We start from the raw sequence: 17,097 nt of genomic DNA, 5'->3' as shown, positions 1-17,097 counted from the left end.
TGCATGAAACAAATAAAAAAGATTCTCTTTTTGCTCACGATTGTTGTGTTGCTCGCGTCGACTGTGCTTACGACTGTTTCCGCAAACGTAAGTAATGACAAATCAAAACAAGAAAACGAGCGGGAAAAAACAGGTGAAATGTCAGGGAAGGATGAAGTGATTTACGCAACATTATCCCCGACTGGCGAACAACAAGAACTATACGTCGTCAATCGTTTCGACATTGTTAAAGAAGGAACGATTGTGGACTATGGTGACTATACGAGTGTGAGAAATTTGACCGATATGACAGAGGTCACTTTGGATGGTAACAAAGTCGAATTCTCGGCGACTGATGAAAAATTTTATTATCAAGGAAATATGGAAAAAACTGAACTACCTTGGAATATCGATGTAACGTATTATTTAGATGGGGAAAAAATCTCACCGGAACAATTGGCTGGAAAAGAAGGAACAATTAAGATTGAAGTAGACGCCAAAGCTAATGGCGAACATGGAAAAACGTTTTTCAATAATTATATGTTGCAAGTGACGTTACCTTTTGATTCAGAAACCTTCTCCAATATCCAGGCGCCAGACGGAATGGTGGCCAACGCAGGAAAAACACAACAAATTACGTTTACGTTAATGCCTGAAAAAGAAAAAACATTTACGGTAGAAGCGGACACGGATAACTTTGAATTCGACGGCATTGAAATATCCGGCGTTCCATCTTCTATGTCCATTGAAGATCCTGAGACGGATGAGATGACAGGAGATATCCGTACCTTGTCCGATGCCATTGCCGATTTGAACACAGGTGTCAGTGATTTAGTTGTTGGCGTCAGAGAAATGAACGATGGTGCATCTGAATTGGTGAACGGTTCCGCTCAATATCGCGGTGGTATTGCTGAACTCGACGGGTCATCCAGTGAGTTAATCGGCGGCTCAAAAGAAATTGAAAATGCACTACAATCGATGAACGGCTCATTAAGCGATGTCGATGTCGATACGAGCCAGCAGGATCAATTGGTTGAAGGACTTAAACAGTTATCCGCTGGGTTAAAAGAGATGAAAGACGGACTACAAAAGCTGAAAGACAACTACTCTACTGCTTACCAGGCGTTAGATGGAGCAATGAATGGAATTCCATCTAATTTAACAAAAGAAGAATTAAATGGACTACAAGGAATGAAGGCTCCTCAATTTACTGAAAAAGAAATGCAAGCTTTACAAGAAGCAGGCATTGAACAAGAGACGTTACAAAAGTTACAAAATGTCCAATCAAGTATGGAGCAAGTTTCATCGACGATTGGTAAATTAGCAACAGTTTATGAAAAAGCACAAGTCGCAAAAGGCACTTATTTTGGAACTCAAGACAAACCAGGTGCAAAAGCAGCTCTCGGTGCAGTAGTCGGTTCATTAGAAGAAACAATTGCAGGATTAAATGAAATGACTGCCAACGTCGATACGATGGCGAGTGAGATTTCATCTGTGTCTAATGGCATGGAAGGCTTGCAACAATTAAAAGATGGAATTGCCAGTTTAACGAAAGAATATGGCTCCTTCCATACCGGCCTTGCTGAATACACGAACGGTGTGAAAGAACTTTCGAATTCTTATTCTGACATTCATGCTGGAATCAATGAATTCGATCACGGTGTCAGCGAATTGGAAGAAGGTGTCGTTGAATTAAAAGACGGCACACAAGAGCTTCATGATTCAACAAAAGATATGCCACAAGAGATGACCGAAGAAATCGATGAGATGATCTCACAATATGATAAATCAGATTTCGATTCCGTTTCGTTTGTTTCTGAAAAAAATGAACAAGTGGATCACGTCCAATTTGTCATCCAAACAAAAAGCATTGAAGTGGATGAATCTAAAGAGGAAGAGCCAGAGAAAGAAGAAAAGAGTAGTTTTTGGGAAAAATTCAAAGCATTGTTTTCTTAAAAAAGACAGAAGCTTCTCCTAGATCGGAGAGCTTCTGTTTTTATGTAATAGAAGAGAGAAATCATTTCAAGATGTGCGTGCGATTGGTATAATAGGCAACAGAACATGTAACATAAATCCCAAGGTTCAATTGACAATTGAAGGAGAACAAAATGATTTCACGAAAAATCGTATCAGCGTCCATATCTAGCTCAATATTTGCAGTTCTATTAGGTCTCATCATGCCCAATCCGTTTGGAGACAACCCCTCATCAATAACAGATTATTTATATGCCTTTACATTAAGCACACCGATTTATCTAATGTATAGCTTTCCTGTGATTTTAACTTACGGCGTGCTAGCTTCTATTATTAGTGATAAATTGAGTCAATTTTTTGCAAAGAAAATGAAAGATGATCAAATTGAAACGATCTTATCGGGAATTTTACATGTCTTGTTCGGTCTTATTTTATTATTCTATAGTTTAGGTGCGTCGATTTTATTTTTTGTTACTGACCGTATACTCTTGAGCAAAAATAAGGAATATAAATCATTGCAAGCGATAAAAAGCTTTGCCTTTCCGTTTGGTGTTTGGTTAGTTTTTGTGGGAATTGTTTATATAGAACATATCGTAACGAAATAAAAGGTTGGGGAAGATATCATTCCCCAACCTTTTTACATTGTTATTGCCAAAGCTTCCATGGATACTCATAAGGAGGTGTGGAAGTGAATTCCATGGCTTCTTTAGTCGTTGGGTGCTCCAACACTAATTTATTTGACCAAAGAGCAATTTGCTGTCCTGGTTTATTGACGCGTTGCCCATATTTCTGGTCTCCGTAAAGCGGAAATCCGCGTGACGAAAGCTGCACACGTATCTGATGTGGTCTTCCAGTTTGAAGTTTCACGGATAACAATGAGAATCCTTTCTTTTCACTGGCCACTTCATAATGGAGAATTGCTTTTTTAGCTTCCTTTTCGTTCGGATTCGCTGTGCGTACGATATTTTTTCGATGATCTTTCACTAAATAATCTTCCAATTGATCTTTTGCTTTTGATGGAACACCGTGCACGACGGCAAGATAAGTTCGTTCAATCGCTTTTCTTCGGAGCTGATCGGATAGGCGAGAAGCGGCTTTTGAAGTTTTGGCGAAAACCATTGCCCCTCCAACTGGACGATCTAGTCGGTGAACGAGAGCCAAAAACACATTACCTGGCTTCTTATGGCGGATTTTAATGTCTTCTTTTAGCAACGTCAATAAATCTTTATCTTTCGATTGATCTTCCTGAACCGGAATATTGACCGGTTTTTCGACAACTAATAAATGATTATCTTCATATAAAATAGGTACGTTCATTATTGTGCTCCTTTACGGATTGAGATGTGGGTTCATTATCTCAAACCAATTGAAAAATGAAAAGCTATTCTCATCCACCCAAGAACCGATAAACTTATGTTACATTTATAATTATGTAAATGAAAAAGGTTGGTATTACGATGTATTTAATAGTAGCTCTTCTAATAGGATTTACGGGAGCATTTTTAGTTTATAAACGACAAGTACAACTAAATATTACAACATTAGCTGGTGCACCGATTATGGCAACGGGTATTGTCATTATTAGTGTGTTCAATCATGTTGTTCAATATGATTGGATTGAATTAACATTATTTATCTTCTTTTTAGTTAGTTTACTTTTACTCGTTCTCTATCTGATCAATGAGATGAAACAAGGCTTATTCTATGAGCGACATTTAGAAAGCCCCATAACGAGTTTTGGTATCGGTACATGGATTGCATCGATTTCACTTGGGAATGTGCTTATTTCCGTTTATCAATCGAATGCCATTACTATTGTTTTCTACTCTTTAAATATTGGACTTTTATGGACAGGTTATATCACATGGTTGTTTAGAAATTATTCAATTATTTTAAATCGTTTCAATGAATACATAGATAAGTTTCAAGGTGGTCTATTATTATCTACTGTAGGTACCCAATCAGTTGTTATATCGGGATATTTTGTTTTTGAAGAACAGTTTCCTGCGCCACTTGCACGAACACTGATTTGGTTTGGTTTATTGCTCTATATAGGTAATCTCATTTTAATTCTATATCGATATGTAAAATTGCCTATCAGAGAAATAATCGATCATTGGACGAATTCAAACTGTATTATTCATGGAGCACTATCCATCACAGGCGTTGCTATAAGTTTTGCTTATCCAGAGATTTCTTTACTACATTATTTTGTATGGGGATTAGCATTGTTTTTCTTTATCCTAGTTGAGTGGATCGAATTGTTACGTGGATTTTCCCGTTATCGGAAATATGGTTGGAATGAAGGGTTCATGGTTTATTCGCCAAGTCAATGGTCACGGATTTTTACGTTTGCAATGTTTTTATACTTTACTGAGAGAATTTTTGTGATTGGTCAAGACGCCATTCAAATTTGGGTGAATGTGTTTGTATATGGAATGTCGATCACTATTGTTTTATTATTCATCGCTCAGTGGGTGATCCTAGGAAAGTCATTAATCAATGAATTTGCAGAAAAGAAAGAGGCTGGGACAAATCTAAGTTATAAACTCAGAAACACGAATGACAATCTAATTTAGCGTAGGAAATATACGGAGACTTCTGCGGGAGCAAAAGCCTAGGTGAGACCCCGCAGTGCGAAGCACGAGGAGGCTCAACAGCTGCCCGCGAAAAGCGGAGTATATTTCCGAAGCGGGTATTTCCGGCACACTAAATTAGATTGTTCGTATCTGAGTCAACTTTAAAGATTTTGTCCCAGCCTCTTTTTTGGATGAAAAATTCTTAGGCACCTAAAAAGTTAAGCTAATAGATTGCGTTCAATGCAGAAAAAAGGTAAGATACTCCTTGTGATTTAGTTAGGGAGGTAAGCAATTTGGCGAGGAACATACAAGAAAAGTTAGGCTACCAAGTAGGAATGGTGGCTCATTTATTAGAAAACCAATATAACGAACAACTTGCTGTTCACGGGTTAACGGTAGCACAATCAAAAGTTCTTTTTTTGCTTGTTGAAAATGGTCCGTTATCCCAAGTGGAATTACAGCAACATTTATATATTAAAGGCTCTACAATGACAGGAATTTTAGACTCGCTTTTGATGAAGGATTTGGTTGAGAAATCAGATAGTGAAGTCGATAAGCGTTCAAAGATTATTTCGATAAAAGAAAAAGGAAGAAAACTTGATCAAGATCTCTGGGATAATCTTAACGGAAAAGAATATGAATTAATGGAAGGTTTTTCAGAAGAAGAGGTAGCTTTGTTTATGAAATGGTTACAACGAATGAAAACGAATTTACTTAAACAAAAGGAAGAGGCGAAGTAGATGGAACAAAAACAACAAACAGAGCAACTAGGCACCGAGAAGATTACGACACTACTTCGTAATTTATCTGTACCTGCATTAATTGGCATGTTTGTCATGACTTTATATAACGTTGTAGATACGGTGTTTATTTCTTACGGTGTTGGAATCGAAGCAGTTGCTGGAACGACAGTAGCTTTTCCAATGATGATGATTATGATCGCTGTCGCTGCGGCGCTTGGCGTCGGTGGGTCGTCCGTTATTTCCAGACGTCTTGGCGCTAAAAAACCGGAAGAAGCGAATTTAATCTTTGCAAATATTATTACACTAATCCTTTTCGCAAGTGTCGCTGGAATACTGATTTCGTTGTTTGCGTTAGAACCGCTACTACTAGTCTTTGCAGCGACACCGTCAACAATCGGCTATGCGATGGATTATATGTTTCCGATTTTATTAGGGACATTTTTCTTTACGAGTGGCTTTGCGGCCAATAATCTCGTGCGAGCGGAAGGAAATGCACGATTTGCAATGATTTTGATGATCATTCCGGCTGTTATTAATATTGTACTTGATCCAATTTTCATATTTGGATTGAATATGGGCGTGCAAGGGGCAGCAATTGCAACCGTCATTTCACAAGCGGCTGTTTTCGGTATGATTCTTAATTATTATGCACGAGGGAAAAGCTCGTTAAAGTTCGTTTTTGAAAACATGAAGTTGAAAGCTGCAATAGTTAAAGAGGTTTTATCTGTAGGAATGCCAGCGTTTATTCAACAATCTGCAGGGAGTATACTCGTAATTGCTGTGAATGCGATGCTCATCGAATACGGTACAGAGTTTTATGTAGGTATTTATGGGATTATTCAACGGATTGTCATGATTATGGCGCTTCCGATTATGGCTGTCATGCAAGGGATGATGCCGATCGTCGGGTACAATTACGGTGCGCAAAATTATGACAGAATGAGAGAGACGATTTGGTTAACGATGAAGGTTGTAACAATCAGTGCTACCTCCATCACGATTATCCTAGTAGCCATCCCAGAACCGTTTTTACGTATTTTTACGGCAAACCCAGAAGTCATTGAAGAAGGTTCAACAGCGATGCGGATCTTATTCTCTCTATTCTTTGTTGTCGGCGTACAAATTGTCGCAGGGGGATTATATCAAGCGTTAGGAAAACCGAAACAAGCATTGATCCTTTCATTGTCCAGACAGCTATTGATACTCATTCCGCTCGTATTAATTCTTCCACCATACTTCGGAGTGATCGGCGTTTGGCTAGCATTTCCGATATCAGACATATTAGCAGTCGGTTTAGCAGGTTATTTATTATACCGTGATCGAACGCCGATGTTAGTAAAAGGAAAAGATGAAGATTCAGAAAAGAAGAATGTACCTGCAATGAGTTAAGTCATATAAGTTCAATTAATCGCCCAATCGTGTAGCGTTTGCTATTCTATGATTGGGCGATTTTTTACGCTTTTTTATTAAGTATAATCATTTTTATAATTCTATAAGACCTTCTGAGTAAAATTTTGGTTGGTTCGGTCGAATAGAGCGGTTCTATAAGACGTTCTGAGTAAAATTTTGGTTCGTTTGGTCGAATAGAGCGGTTCTATAAGACGTTTCGAGCAAAAATTTGGTTCGTTCGGTCGAATAGAAAGATTCTATAAGACGTTTCGAGCAAAAAACCAGTTCGTTCGGTCGAATAGAGCGCCTCTATAAGACGTTTCGAGCAAGAATTTGGTTCGTTCGGTCGAATAGAACGGTTCTATAAGACGTTTCGAGCAAAAAACCAGTTCATTGGGGTGAATAGAACTTCTCTATAAGACTTTCCGAGAAAAATTCTCGTTCGTTCGGGTGTATAGAGAGAGCCGGGTAGATTTTTTCAAATTAAATTCCATAATTTCATCAAATTTTCACAGTGTCACTATATACTCAATAGTAGACGTTCCATTGGAGGAGCTAAGCATGATACTCACAACGAAAATTTATTCAATTGCAATGATTGTCATTTCGATGATTGTTGCCATTGCAATTTACTACATAATGACGAATGCCTCTAAGGAAGATAAACGAAAACAACTGGATGACCTGACCTCACAGCTTGTAAATTTCGTTCTTTATATCTGGTTAGCTAAAATTTTACTCAATCTGTCACTCTTCCTCGAAGACCCACTAGCTGTTTTGGCTTATCCTAGTAATGGAGAGGCTTTTTATGTAGCTACTTTATTTACGGTAATAACAATTGCAATTCAATCCTATCGGGGAAAATTACAGGTTATCCCTTTGGTGCTTACCTTTATCCCTGTCTTTTTGATTAGCGTGTTTCTTTTTGAGTTTTTGCAGCTCACAGTCATGGATGATTCGTTTGTGATTGGAAACATTGTATTATCAGGTTTGTTAATTGTTAGTTATTACTGGATGCATGAAAAAGTGTCGGTTGATTTATTGCTGATGGTGATGGTAACCGGTTGGTCTGCTGGTATGTTGGCACTTACATTGATCCAACCATTTGTCACCTTATTCGATTATTTGATGAAGCCTTGGTTTATTGGTGTGTTTTTTGTAGTGATGTTTTCATTGATCTTATTGAAACGTAAAAGGTGGGAGAACTAATGGGCGGAATTGAAACAGATACGTTTGTATTAGTCGGAATCTTAATGGCAATCGGCGCAGGAGCGTTATCATTTTTATCCCCTTGTGTGCTACCGATTTTTCCGGCTTATTTATCATATATTACAGGAATTAGCGTAAAGGAATTACAAGGAAATCATACGAGTAAAATTCGTAAACAGTTGCTCAGTCATTCCATTTTCTTCTTGTCAGGTGTTTCACTCGTCTTTATTGCACTTGGCGCGAGTGCTTCTTTCTTAGGACAGTGGGCACAAGAATTGCTCGTTGGCGAATCTGGCTTGCTTATTCAACGGATCGCCGGCGTATTCATTATTTTTATGGGTTTCTTTGTTGCTGGATGGATTAACATTCCAACATTGATGAAAGAAAAGCGTATACATTATACAAAGAAACCAGCGGGATTTTTAGGAACATTCTTAATCGGTCTCGGTTTTGCTGCTGGTTGGACACCGTGTATCGGACCAATCTTCGGTTCAATCTTATTGCTCGCGGCAAGTGATCCAGGACAAGGAATCTTATATACGGTTTTTTATGTAATAGGTTTCATCATACCGTTCCTTGTGTTGACATTCTTCCTAGGATCGACAAGATGGATTGTTAAATATAGCGGAATCATTATGAAGGTTGGCGCGGTTTTCATGATTGCGATGGGGCTCGTCCTATTCTTCGGTTGGATGCCTCAAATCTCCGGATTCCTACTGGACCTAATCGAAGGCACTTGGATGGAAAATCTTGGCTAATGGAGGTTATCTTGTATGAAAAAATGGATTTTACTTGTTGTCGTGGTACTAATGGTAGGTTTTGCGGTATATGATTTTATCGATTCATCAGATGATACGGCTGATCAAGATGGAGAAAAGGTAGTCATCTATCCTGAATTAGATGAACCAGATCAAAAAGCTGGAACGGGTATCAAACAAGGACAATATGCACCAGACGTTAAGTTACAAACTACAAAAGGTGAAACGGTACGACTGTCTGATTATCGAGGCAAACCTGTAATCTTAAATTTTTGGGCGACGTGGTGTCCACCTTGTCGAGCAGAAATACCTGATTTTCAAAAGTTATACGATAATGAAGATGTAGAAATTCTAGCTATTAATATGACCGCTTCAGAAGATAGCCGAGAAGGTGTCATTGATTTTGTTGAAGAATTTGAAATGACCTTTCCAGTTTTAATGGATGAGGAAGGTAAAGTGACGAACCATTTTCAAATTACTGCCTATCCTACTTCGTATATTATAGATTCTGAAGGCCGGACAGCTTATGTCGTACAAGGCGCGATGAATTACGACTTTATGCTTCAAGCATTAGGGAAGATTCAATAGAACTCTTTCATTATAATGAGCTTGAGGTGAATACTATTGAACCAAACCATTTTGGTAGTTGAAGATGATCCGGTCAATCGAAAGTTAGTTAAAAATATTTTGTTAGAAAACGGGTATTTTGTCGTTGAAGCGGCGGATGGGGAAGAAGCAAAGGAAGTTTTTTTGAGAGAGCACCCTTGTATGATTATACTAGATTTGATGCTACCTAAATTGTCTGGTGAAGAAGTTTGCCAGTGGGTGCGTAAACAAGAGCGGAATGAAGTTTCAATTATTATGTTATCGGCAAAGGCAAGTACGGAAGATAGAATTAATGGGTTGAGATTGGGAGCAGATGATTATTTAGTTAAACCATTTGACCCAGAAGAATTGCTGGCTCATGTGGAAGCGGTACTACGACGGACAGGACAATTTTGTCAAAAAATTATCCATGATGGTTTGTGTATCAAACCACGTAAAGGCGAAGTGCTGTTATTTGATAAAAAATTAACCTTAACCAAGCATGAGTTTCAATTACTCTTTTATTTTATGGAAAACCCCAATGTCGTTGTGACGAGGGAGGATTTGATTAATCAGCTCTACCCTTTTGCTGATCAAACAGTGATGGACCGGACGATAGATGCTCATATTAAAAAGCTACGTAAAAAAATTGAAGTAGATTCGAGTCACCCAAAACGAATACAAACGGTTCGAGGAATGGGATACCGGTTTGTTGCAGAGTAACTCGGCTCATATTATAAATACGTAAACGCACAGGAAACTCTTTCTGTGCGTTTTTTGGCTTCAATTAATCTCTAGCAAGTTTAGGCAACTAATTCAGAATACTTCTATATTCGAAGACTAAGCGAAGTAAACTAAAAATCATACTTCTTGTCGTCTTCTTCCTTTATCTTTTGATACGTGTCAGCTAAAATCACGGTGTCCTCAACCAGCCGGTCAATCCGAAAATAGACATCGTCATTAATGATTTTTTTCTGGTCGAAATCTTTTTCTTCGATAAATACATAAGACTGAACGACCTGAGCCTTCATGTAGCCTAAAATCGGCTTTAAATGGTGTTCAGGAGTGAGAAAATGTTTCGATGAGCCGGCTGTTGCCAACATACTGACGACCTTATCCCGCAACGCATCGACTGGGAGTAAATCAAAGATGTTTTTCAACGTCGCTGGAATGGAAGCCTGGAAAATGGGTGTTCCGAATATAATTGCATCAGCATTCATGATGGTTTGTGTTACGTATTTTGTATCTCCCTCGTAATCCAGATAATTTCTACCGTCGCTGAAATGAATATCGTAATCCGCTAAGTCGACTAGTGTCACTGTATGCTTTGGGTATTTTTCTTTAAGTGATTGAACGGTATAATCTATAGCCGTTCGTGTTTTTGAACCGACGATGGAGCCGGATAAGGTAACAACTTTCATAGCTTTAATCCTCCGCTCGTTTCGATGTATATTTTTTAATTGCGGGCATAATCTCACTCCCAATCATTTCAACCTTTTCTTTCAATTGATCAAGCGTAACGCCGCCAAAATCCATTTGAGCAATGTAACGTTGATGGCCGAATAATTCATGCTGATATAAAATTTTCTCAATGATTTCTTGAGGACTACCTACGTTTAACACATCCCGCTTGTCTGCGCCTTGAGCGAAGTGCTGTTTAGAAAATCCTTGGCCGTTGGTCAGTTTCATCCCTTCATTGATATGTGGGTAGACTTCTTGCATTGCTTTCTGTGTTGTCTCTGCAACATTAAATAATCCCGCAGTTGCAACTGGAAGGTCATCTGGATTATGACCATTGTTGGCTGCTGCTTCGCGGTAAACATCGATGGAGTGCTTAAAAGAAGTTGCTGGTCCACCAAGAGTCGCCAAGAACATTGGTACACCTGCCCTCCCAGCTTTCATTGCACTACCAGGAGGACCGCCGACTGCACGCCAAATGGGCAACCATCCTTCTTTTGGTCGGGGAATCACTTTCGCATCTCGCAATGGCGCCCGATACTCACCTTCCCAATTGACCACTTCATTTTCGTTAATTAATTGAAGTAAATCGAACTTTTCTTCATATAGTGCTTCATAGTCTCGGAGGCTATAGCCGAGCAGTTCAAAATTACCTACTCGTGAAGCTCTTCCGGCAATGATTTCCGTACGCCCATCAGAAATTAAATCGATCGTTGAAAAATCCTCGTACACACGAACCGGATCGAGCGTACTAATGATCGTTGAAGAGCTGGCGATCTTTATTTTTTCTGTTGCTTGAGCAATGGCTCCCAACACGACAGAATGTGCTTGTGTCGTGAAATAATCTTGATGACTTTCTCCGACTGAGAAAAAATCAATTCCTGCTTGCTCTGCCAATTGGGCAAACTCAATAATTTCATTGATTCGTTGTTGATTAGAAATGCGTTCGCTTGTGTGCGGGTTTGGAAGATGGTCGCCTAATGTGTAAATGCCGAATTCCAAACCATTGTCCGGATTGATTCTGTATTTTTTCATGGGTAGTTCAAACCTCAAATCTATGTAATTTTTAGTATAATCATCACCCTAAAGATTAACACATTTTGTTCTTTGCTTAGAAATAACCTGTTTGAAGATCAAAATAATTAAATTTTTTGAAAAGGTATCTTTAAATGAACCACATTATGGTAAAATGGTTTTGTTTGATGATTTGAAACTTTTCAATGTTTCAATCGTCTAAAGATGAAGAATGATTTTAAGGGGAGAGGTTATGAGTAACGTTGCATTGGAACTAACGAACGTCAGGAAAAAAATCAAAAACAAAGAAATCATCAAAGATGTTAACTTAACAATCCGTCAAGGAGAAGTGTATGGTTTTATCGGACCAAATGGAGCAGGGAAAACAACAACCATCCGAATGATCGTTGGCTTAATGGACTTGACCGATGGCGAAATCAAGGTTTTAGGAAAAAGTATTGAAAAAGAGTACAAGGATGCAGCTCGGAATTTAGGTGCAATTGTTGAGAACCCTGAGATGTATCCGTTTATGACAGGGCGTCAAAATCTAAGCCATTTTGCCCGGATGTATGATGATGTGCCAAAAGGGCGAGTGGAGGAAGTGATTACTCTCGTTGGCTTAGATCAAGCCATTGATGAAAAGGTCAGTAAGTATTCACTTGGAATGCGTCAGCGTTTAGGGATTGCTCAAGCGATTTTACATAAACCTGCTGTGTTGATTCTTGATGAACCGACGAACGGTTTGGATCCGGCTGGAATTCGTGAAATCCGTGATTACATTAGAAGATTGGCAGTCGAAGACAATGTGGCTGTTATGATTTCCAGTCATTTGTTATCAGAAATTGAACTCATGTGTGACCGGATTGGAATCATTAAACATGGTGAGCTCATTACCGAGCAGTCTGTAAAGGAAGACAGCGAAGAAGCTGATCAATCAGAAATTAAAGTTGTTTTGGATGTGAAAGAAACCGAGGAAGCGATAAAAGTATTGGCAAGCCTTGAATTGAAAGCCGAAAAAGAAGGTAGCCAACTCGTTTCATTGATGACTCGTGAGACAATTCCGCAAGTAGTAAACAAACTTGTTGAGTCAGGTGTTACCATCTATGGCGTGACAGGTGTCAAACCATCATTGGAAGACCAATTCCTTGAATTGACAGGGGGGAATATCATTGAGTAATTTTTTCAGTCTCTTATATAATGAACTATTTAAAATTTACATCCGAAAATCTACTTGGGTGATGTATATTATTCTAGGTTTGATCGCAGTTGGTGGTGCCATTATCATTTCATCCTTTGACGATGTTCAACCAACTGAATATACAGACAATTGGAAAGAAGAACTACAAGAAGAAAATGAGGCACTCCATAAAGATAACGAAGAATTCGGATACTCTTTTAATGACGATCGAATTATGAAAAATGAATATTTATTGGAAAATGATATTCGTCCATTAAATTATGGGGCTTGGCAATATACGTTGGAAAATGTAGGCCTCGTTGCCATCGTGAGTCTCTTAACAATTATCATTGGCTCAAGTATTATATCAAACGAGTACAAATGGGGAACAATTAAATTACTGTTAATTCGTCCTATATCAAGAAATATAATTTTACTTAGCAAGTTTATAGCAATATTCGTTTTTGGGTTATTTACGATGATCTATCTATTTCTTGTTTCAATGCTTGGAGGAGCGGTATTTTTCGGCTTCGAAGGATTTAACCCGAGTACCGTCATCATGACAGCAAACGGAATCGAATATGTGCCGATTGTCGGTGAAGTGATGTCTGAATATGGCTATCGAATCGTCAACTTGATTATGATGACAACACTTGCTTTCATGATCTCAACAATCTTTAAAAATAGCTCCATTGCCATCGGTGTTGGAATTTTCCTGTTGATGGGTGGAAATATAATTACAGGTATTTTTTCGCAATATGAATGGTCAAAATATTTATTGTTCGCAAACTTGGACTTGAAAATGTACGAAACGGGCAATATATTAATTGAAGGCATGACATTAGGCTTTTCCATTACGATGCTGATTGTCTACTTTGTAGTCTTTGTCGCGCTTGCTTGGCTCTTTTTTAATAAGAGAGATATCGTTAATCAATAAATTGTATGGTGATGCCGCTTGAGGTCTAGGATGACCTTGAGCGGTATTTTTTGGCATGCTTGATTAACGATGGTCAAAATAAATGATGTCCGAAGCCGTCCAGTCCTACTTACACATAAACATATCAGGCGTAGTGAAGTTTTTGATAAACTTGTATTGACAAAATTAAATTACTAAAATATACTTACTTACAGAAAGTAACTTAAAGTGACTTTACAACCACTTCATCCATCGAGCGTTTTGCCTAACTTCGTCTCGATGGTTTGTTTAGGAGGAAATATAATGAAATTTCATCAACAGCCTGCCACATTCGTGGAGCATGTCCAGCTTAAAGTTACCGATATAAATCGTTCAATCGAATTCTATCAAAAGATTTTGGGATTTGATATTTTAGACAAGACTTCATCAACTGCCAATTTAACAGCTAATGGAGAGACGGCAATCTTAACCATTGAACAACCTTCAGGGGTAACACCGAAGCAAGGAAGAACAGCTGGTTTGTATCACTTTGCCATTTTGCTGCCGACGAAAGCGGATTTAGCGAATTTTGTGGTTCATATTTCCAGAAATAATATACCTATTGGTTCTTCTGATCACGATGTCAGCGAAGCACTTTACTTCAATGACCCGGATGGCAATGGAATTGAAGTGTATTACGACCGTGATCCAGCTGATTGGACATGGAATGGTGAAATGGTTCATATGACGGTCGATCCACTCGATTTCGATGAATTATTAAAACATGCTTCTCAGAATGAACTGTCGCAGGGGATGCCGTCCGATACGGTTATGGGACATCTTCACCTACATGTTTCTGAAATGCAAACTGCAGAAGAATTTTATGTGAAGGGTCTAGGCTTCAATGTGGTGAACCGGTTTGGTGCTCAAGCACTGTTTCTTTCAACCGAAGACTACCATCATCACATCGCAATTAACACCTGGAATGGCGTTGGGGCTCCATCCATGCCAGAAAATGGCGCCGGTCTTAAAGCATTCACCGTGAAGTATCCATCAGAAGACTCGCGCAAAGAAGCAGTTAATCGATTAGAAAAAATCGGTACAGCTGTTTCACAAGAAGGAGAACAGTGGGTGTCTGTTGACCCATCAGGAAATCGTGTTTTGCTAGTAATTTAATTTACCATAAATCATTACAACCAACATAGGAGGAATTCATAATGAGTGAAAACTTAAACATTGGAATTATCGTAGGAAGTACAAGAGAAGGTCGTGTCAGCCCGCAAGTAGCCGAGTGGGTGAAAGGGATTGCAGACGAACGCAAAGATGCAAACTATGAAATCGTTGATATAAAAGATTATCAGTTGCCACTAATGGGTGAAGGTGAATCTGAAGGAATCGCCAAGTGGAATGAAAAGTTGGATGAATTGGATGGCTTTGTATTCATCGTTCAAGAATATAATCACAGCATTTCAGCTTCATTGAAAAATGCTTTGGATTTAGCCCGCGAGCCATGGAACAACAAAGCGGCAGGAATTGTCAGCTACGGTTCAACAGGTGGTGCGCGTGCGGCAGAGCATTTGCGTGGCATTCTAGGAGAGCTTTCCGTTGCTGATGTTCGTGCACATCCAACACTTTCCCTATTTGTCGACTTTGAAAATTACACAACATTCAAGCCACAGGAGCTTCATTTAACAAATATTAACATGATGCTTGATCAAGTGAATGCTTGGTCTGGAGCGTTAAAGTTATTGCGTAAACAACTAGTCAATCAAAAATAATTAATCAGAAATCATTCCTCAAACACAATGAGTAGAGGAATGATTTTTCATTTTATAACTAAACGTTTAAAAAAGTTGAACATTTACGATAATCAGGTATTTATGATTTTTTAATCAGAGCGGAAATCTGAAAACTTACCAAATTTAAGGTTGTATTAACGGTACTAGGCTATAGTAGGTACCGTTTTTATTTTTGGAAAAAAATGTTGACTAACTGTATCGTGAGGCGATATAATAATAAGCCAACCAAACTAGTTTCGAACAATAAATATATTCCCAGGGATCAGTCAAATCTTGAGTGGAAAGATTACGTAAAAAAACAAAAAGACTAATCAGACTGTCCGAGAGTTTCCAGACAGTCTGAATTCATTATGTAACTGTTTATCTAACTGCTTATGAATCAATTATTCTCGAACTACCATCGACCATATGCGACTCACTTTCTCAATATTTTCATGTATATCCCAAAATTCACTCTATTAAAATTGTAGAATTTTCTGTATAATAGAACTACAGCTAAGATTGACAACAATAGAGAGGGGACGAGAAGTGTTCAAAACAAAAAGAAGAAAACGTTGGTTTATTAGTGGGTTGGTCGTTTTCACCCTACTCGTCACAGCTAGTATCGTGGCAAGTAATTTTTTCTATAATCTAGCGATTAAACGAGAGGTGAAAACTTATTTGCAAGACAACGAGGATTTAGTCGTATCTGCAGAAACAATGGATGTATTTCTGACGGGGGCTTGGAGGAGTTGGTTTAGCCAGTCGGATTTTAAGCCAATCGAAATCGAATCATTTGATGGGCTATCACTTCGAGGCTATTTTTTGGAAGCTGAGGAGCCGACAAATAAGACAGTCGTTTTTGCACACGGATACTTAGGTAAGGCGAGAGATATGGCGCTTTACGGACAATATTATTATGAAGACTTAGGATACAATGTCTTTACAGCAGATTTGCGAGGACATGGTGAAAGTGAAGGCGAATACATAGGGTTCGGTTGGCATGATCGGCTTGATTACTTGGATTGGATCGATGAGATTATTGCCATGCAAGGACCGGACACGGAAATTATATTGCACGGCTTATCGATGGGTGGGTCAACCGTATTAATGACGAGCGGTGAAGAGCTGCCATCCAATGTAAAAGCAGTCGTCGCTGATAGTCCATTTTCTAGTACATACGATTTATTCGATTACCAAATGGAGCAAATGTTCAATCTTCCGGACTTTCCGTTATTGCCAATTACAAGTAAGATCACGGAAATGCGGGCTAATTACTCTTTATATGATGCATCAGCTTTAAACCAAGTAGAACATGCAGAGCTACCGATTTTATATTTACATGGTGGCAAAGATACCTTCGTACCGACATCGATGGCTCAAGAACTTTTTGAAAATACTCATAGTGAAGCTGAAATTCACATTTTTGATGAAGCGAGTCATGGAGAGGCAATCGTTATGTATGAAGAAGAATACTTAGATACACTATATACGTTTATTGAAAAACATATGGATTAATCATTGAAGTCAGGAATGGAATGTTCCTGGCTTCTTTGGTT

Annotated in this window: 17 protein-coding genes; 14 read left to right on the top strand and 3 right to left on the bottom strand. The window is 38.6% G+C overall.

Features of this window, described 5'->3' with window-relative positions:
• Positions 1 to 3 precede the first annotated feature (3 nt).
• Both KC820_RS02805 and KC820_RS02800 read left to right on the top strand, forming a co-directional pair.
• Positions 4 to 1,935 carry a coiled-coil domain-containing protein gene (locus KC820_RS02805; protein WP_212367820.1) on the top strand — a complete coding sequence of 644 codons (1,932 nt, stop codon included), beginning with the start codon at positions 4 to 6 and terminating at the stop codon, positions 1,933 to 1,935.
• Positions 1,936 to 2,087: 152 nt separating this feature from the next.
• The gene (locus KC820_RS02800; RefSeq protein WP_236782485.1) at positions 2,088 to 2,558 is read left to right on the top strand and encodes a hypothetical protein; all 471 of its coding nucleotides are present in this window, start codon (positions 2,088 to 2,090) and stop codon (positions 2,556 to 2,558) included.
• Positions 2,559 to 2,598: 40 nt separating this feature from the next.
• On the opposite strand, the gene KC820_RS02795 is transcribed toward KC820_RS02800, so the two are convergent.
• A complete protein-coding gene (locus tag KC820_RS02795; RefSeq protein WP_212367814.1) occupies positions 2,599 to 3,270 on the bottom strand; it encodes an RluA family pseudouridine synthase in 672 nt (223 codons plus the stop codon).
• A gap of 119 nt (positions 3,271 to 3,389) precedes the next feature.
• Here KC820_RS02795 and KC820_RS02790 point away from each other — a divergent pair, with 119 nt between their 5' ends.
• From KC820_RS02790 to KC820_RS02760, 7 genes are all read left to right on the top strand, one after another.
• Complete coding sequence (locus KC820_RS02790) at positions 3,390 to 4,532, top strand: TDT family transporter (protein ID WP_212367811.1); 1,143 nt, start codon at positions 3,390 to 3,392, stop codon at positions 4,530 to 4,532.
• A gap of 293 nt (positions 4,533 to 4,825) precedes the next feature.
• Positions 4,826 to 5,272, top strand: coding sequence for a MarR family winged helix-turn-helix transcriptional regulator (locus KC820_RS02785; RefSeq protein ID WP_236782484.1), 447 nt, complete (start codon positions 4,826 to 4,828; stop codon positions 5,270 to 5,272).
• Positions 5,273 to 6,664, top strand: a complete 1,392-nt coding sequence (locus KC820_RS02780) for an MATE family efflux transporter (protein WP_212367808.1) — start codon at positions 5,273 to 5,275, stop codon at positions 6,662 to 6,664.
• Between the two features lie 561 nt (positions 6,665 to 7,225).
• Entirely contained in the window at positions 7,226 to 7,873 is a 648-nt protein-coding gene (locus tag KC820_RS02775; RefSeq protein WP_212367805.1) for a hypothetical protein, read from the top strand.
• Entirely contained in the window at positions 7,873 to 8,631 is a 759-nt protein-coding gene (locus KC820_RS02770; RefSeq protein WP_212367803.1) for a cytochrome c biogenesis CcdA family protein, read from the top strand. The genes KC820_RS02775 and KC820_RS02770 overlap by 1 nt, the downstream gene beginning before the upstream one ends.
• A gap of 15 nt (positions 8,632 to 8,646) precedes the next feature.
• Complete coding sequence (locus KC820_RS02765; RefSeq protein ID WP_212367798.1) at positions 8,647 to 9,219, top strand: TlpA family protein disulfide reductase; 573 nt, start codon at positions 8,647 to 8,649, stop codon at positions 9,217 to 9,219.
• 36 nt (positions 9,220 to 9,255) lie between these two features.
• Positions 9,256 to 9,939, top strand: coding sequence for a response regulator transcription factor (locus KC820_RS02760; protein WP_212367795.1), 684 nt, complete (start codon positions 9,256 to 9,258; stop codon positions 9,937 to 9,939).
• Positions 9,940 to 10,070: 131 nt separating this feature from the next.
• On the opposite strand, the gene KC820_RS02755 is transcribed toward KC820_RS02760, so the two are convergent.
• Both KC820_RS02755 and KC820_RS02750 read right to left on the bottom strand, forming a co-directional pair.
• Positions 10,071 to 10,637, bottom strand: a complete 567-nt coding sequence (locus tag KC820_RS02755) for an NADPH-dependent FMN reductase (RefSeq protein ID WP_212367792.1) — start codon at positions 10,635 to 10,637, stop codon at positions 10,071 to 10,073.
• A gap of 4 nt (positions 10,638 to 10,641) precedes the next feature.
• Positions 10,642 to 11,709 (bottom strand): LLM class flavin-dependent oxidoreductase, encoded by a 1,068-nt coding sequence (locus KC820_RS02750; RefSeq protein WP_212367788.1) that lies wholly within the window; start codon positions 11,707 to 11,709, stop codon positions 10,642 to 10,644.
• A gap of 232 nt (positions 11,710 to 11,941) precedes the next feature.
• On the opposite strand from KC820_RS02750, the gene KC820_RS02745 reads away from it, so the two are divergent.
• The 5 genes from KC820_RS02745 to KC820_RS02725 all read left to right on the top strand — a co-directional run bounded on the left by KC820_RS02745 (position 11,942) and on the right by KC820_RS02725 (position 17,056).
• Positions 11,942 to 12,865 (top strand): ABC transporter ATP-binding protein, encoded by a 924-nt coding sequence (locus KC820_RS02745; protein ID WP_212367785.1) that lies wholly within the window; start codon positions 11,942 to 11,944, stop codon positions 12,863 to 12,865.
• Complete coding sequence (locus KC820_RS02740) at positions 12,858 to 13,802, top strand: ABC transporter permease subunit (protein WP_212367783.1); 945 nt, start codon at positions 12,858 to 12,860, stop codon at positions 13,800 to 13,802. The genes KC820_RS02745 and KC820_RS02740 overlap by 8 nt, the downstream gene beginning before the upstream one ends.
• Positions 13,803 to 14,084: 282 nt before the next feature.
• Positions 14,085 to 14,936 (top strand): VOC family protein, encoded by an 852-nt coding sequence (locus KC820_RS02735; protein WP_212367778.1) that lies wholly within the window; start codon positions 14,085 to 14,087, stop codon positions 14,934 to 14,936.
• A gap of 41 nt (positions 14,937 to 14,977) precedes the next feature.
• Positions 14,978 to 15,538 (top strand): NADPH-dependent FMN reductase, encoded by a 561-nt coding sequence (locus KC820_RS02730; protein WP_144088271.1) that lies wholly within the window; start codon positions 14,978 to 14,980, stop codon positions 15,536 to 15,538.
• Between the two features lie 549 nt (positions 15,539 to 16,087).
• A complete protein-coding gene (locus KC820_RS02725; protein ID WP_336511007.1) occupies positions 16,088 to 17,056 on the top strand; it encodes an alpha/beta hydrolase in 969 nt (322 codons plus the stop codon).
• Positions 17,057 to 17,097: the final 41 nt, after the last annotated feature.

Origin of the sequence: Allobacillus saliphilus, from assembly GCF_018138385.1 — a bacterium.
In the GTDB taxonomy this organism is placed as follows: Bacteria; Bacillota; Bacilli; order Bacillales; family Alkalibacillaceae; genus Allobacillus; species Allobacillus saliphilus.
Note: the sequence above shows the minus strand (reverse complement) of the source record. Positions and strands in the feature narration are given on the sequence as shown.

Bases quoted from the DNA above. Each gene is read 5' to 3' on its own strand.
- KC820_RS02805 (WP_212367820.1), top strand. From the start codon at position 4: ATGAAACAAATAAAAAAGATTCTCTTTTTGCTCACGATTGTTGTGTTG.
- KC820_RS02800 (WP_236782485.1), top strand. From the start codon at position 2,088: ATGATTTCACGAAAAATCGTATCAGCGTCCATATCTAGCTCAATATTT.
- KC820_RS02795 (WP_212367814.1), bottom strand. From the start codon at position 3,270: ATGAACGTACCTATTTTATATGAAGATAATCATTTATTAGTTGTCGAA.
- KC820_RS02790 (WP_212367811.1), top strand. From the start codon at position 3,390: ATGAAAAAGGTTGGTATTACGATGTATTTAATAGTAGCTCTTCTAATA.
- KC820_RS02780 (WP_212367808.1), top strand. From the start codon at position 5,273: ATGGAACAAAAACAACAAACAGAGCAACTAGGCACCGAGAAGATTACG.
- KC820_RS02775 (WP_212367805.1), top strand. From the start codon at position 7,226: ATGATACTCACAACGAAAATTTATTCAATTGCAATGATTGTCATTTCG.
- KC820_RS02770 (WP_212367803.1), top strand. From the start codon at position 7,873: ATGGGCGGAATTGAAACAGATACGTTTGTATTAGTCGGAATCTTAATG.
- KC820_RS02765 (WP_212367798.1), top strand. From the start codon at position 8,647: ATGAAAAAATGGATTTTACTTGTTGTCGTGGTACTAATGGTAGGTTTT.
- KC820_RS02755 (WP_212367792.1), bottom strand. From the start codon at position 10,637: ATGAAAGTTGTTACCTTATCCGGCTCCATCGTCGGTTCAAAAACACGA.
- KC820_RS02750 (WP_212367788.1), bottom strand. From the start codon at position 11,709: ATGAAAAAATACAGAATCAATCCGGACAATGGTTTGGAATTCGGCATT.
- KC820_RS02745 (WP_212367785.1), top strand. From the start codon at position 11,942: ATGAGTAACGTTGCATTGGAACTAACGAACGTCAGGAAAAAAATCAAA.
- KC820_RS02735 (WP_212367778.1), top strand. From the start codon at position 14,085: ATGAAATTTCATCAACAGCCTGCCACATTCGTGGAGCATGTCCAGCTT.
- KC820_RS02730 (WP_144088271.1), top strand. From the start codon at position 14,978: ATGAGTGAAAACTTAAACATTGGAATTATCGTAGGAAGTACAAGAGAA.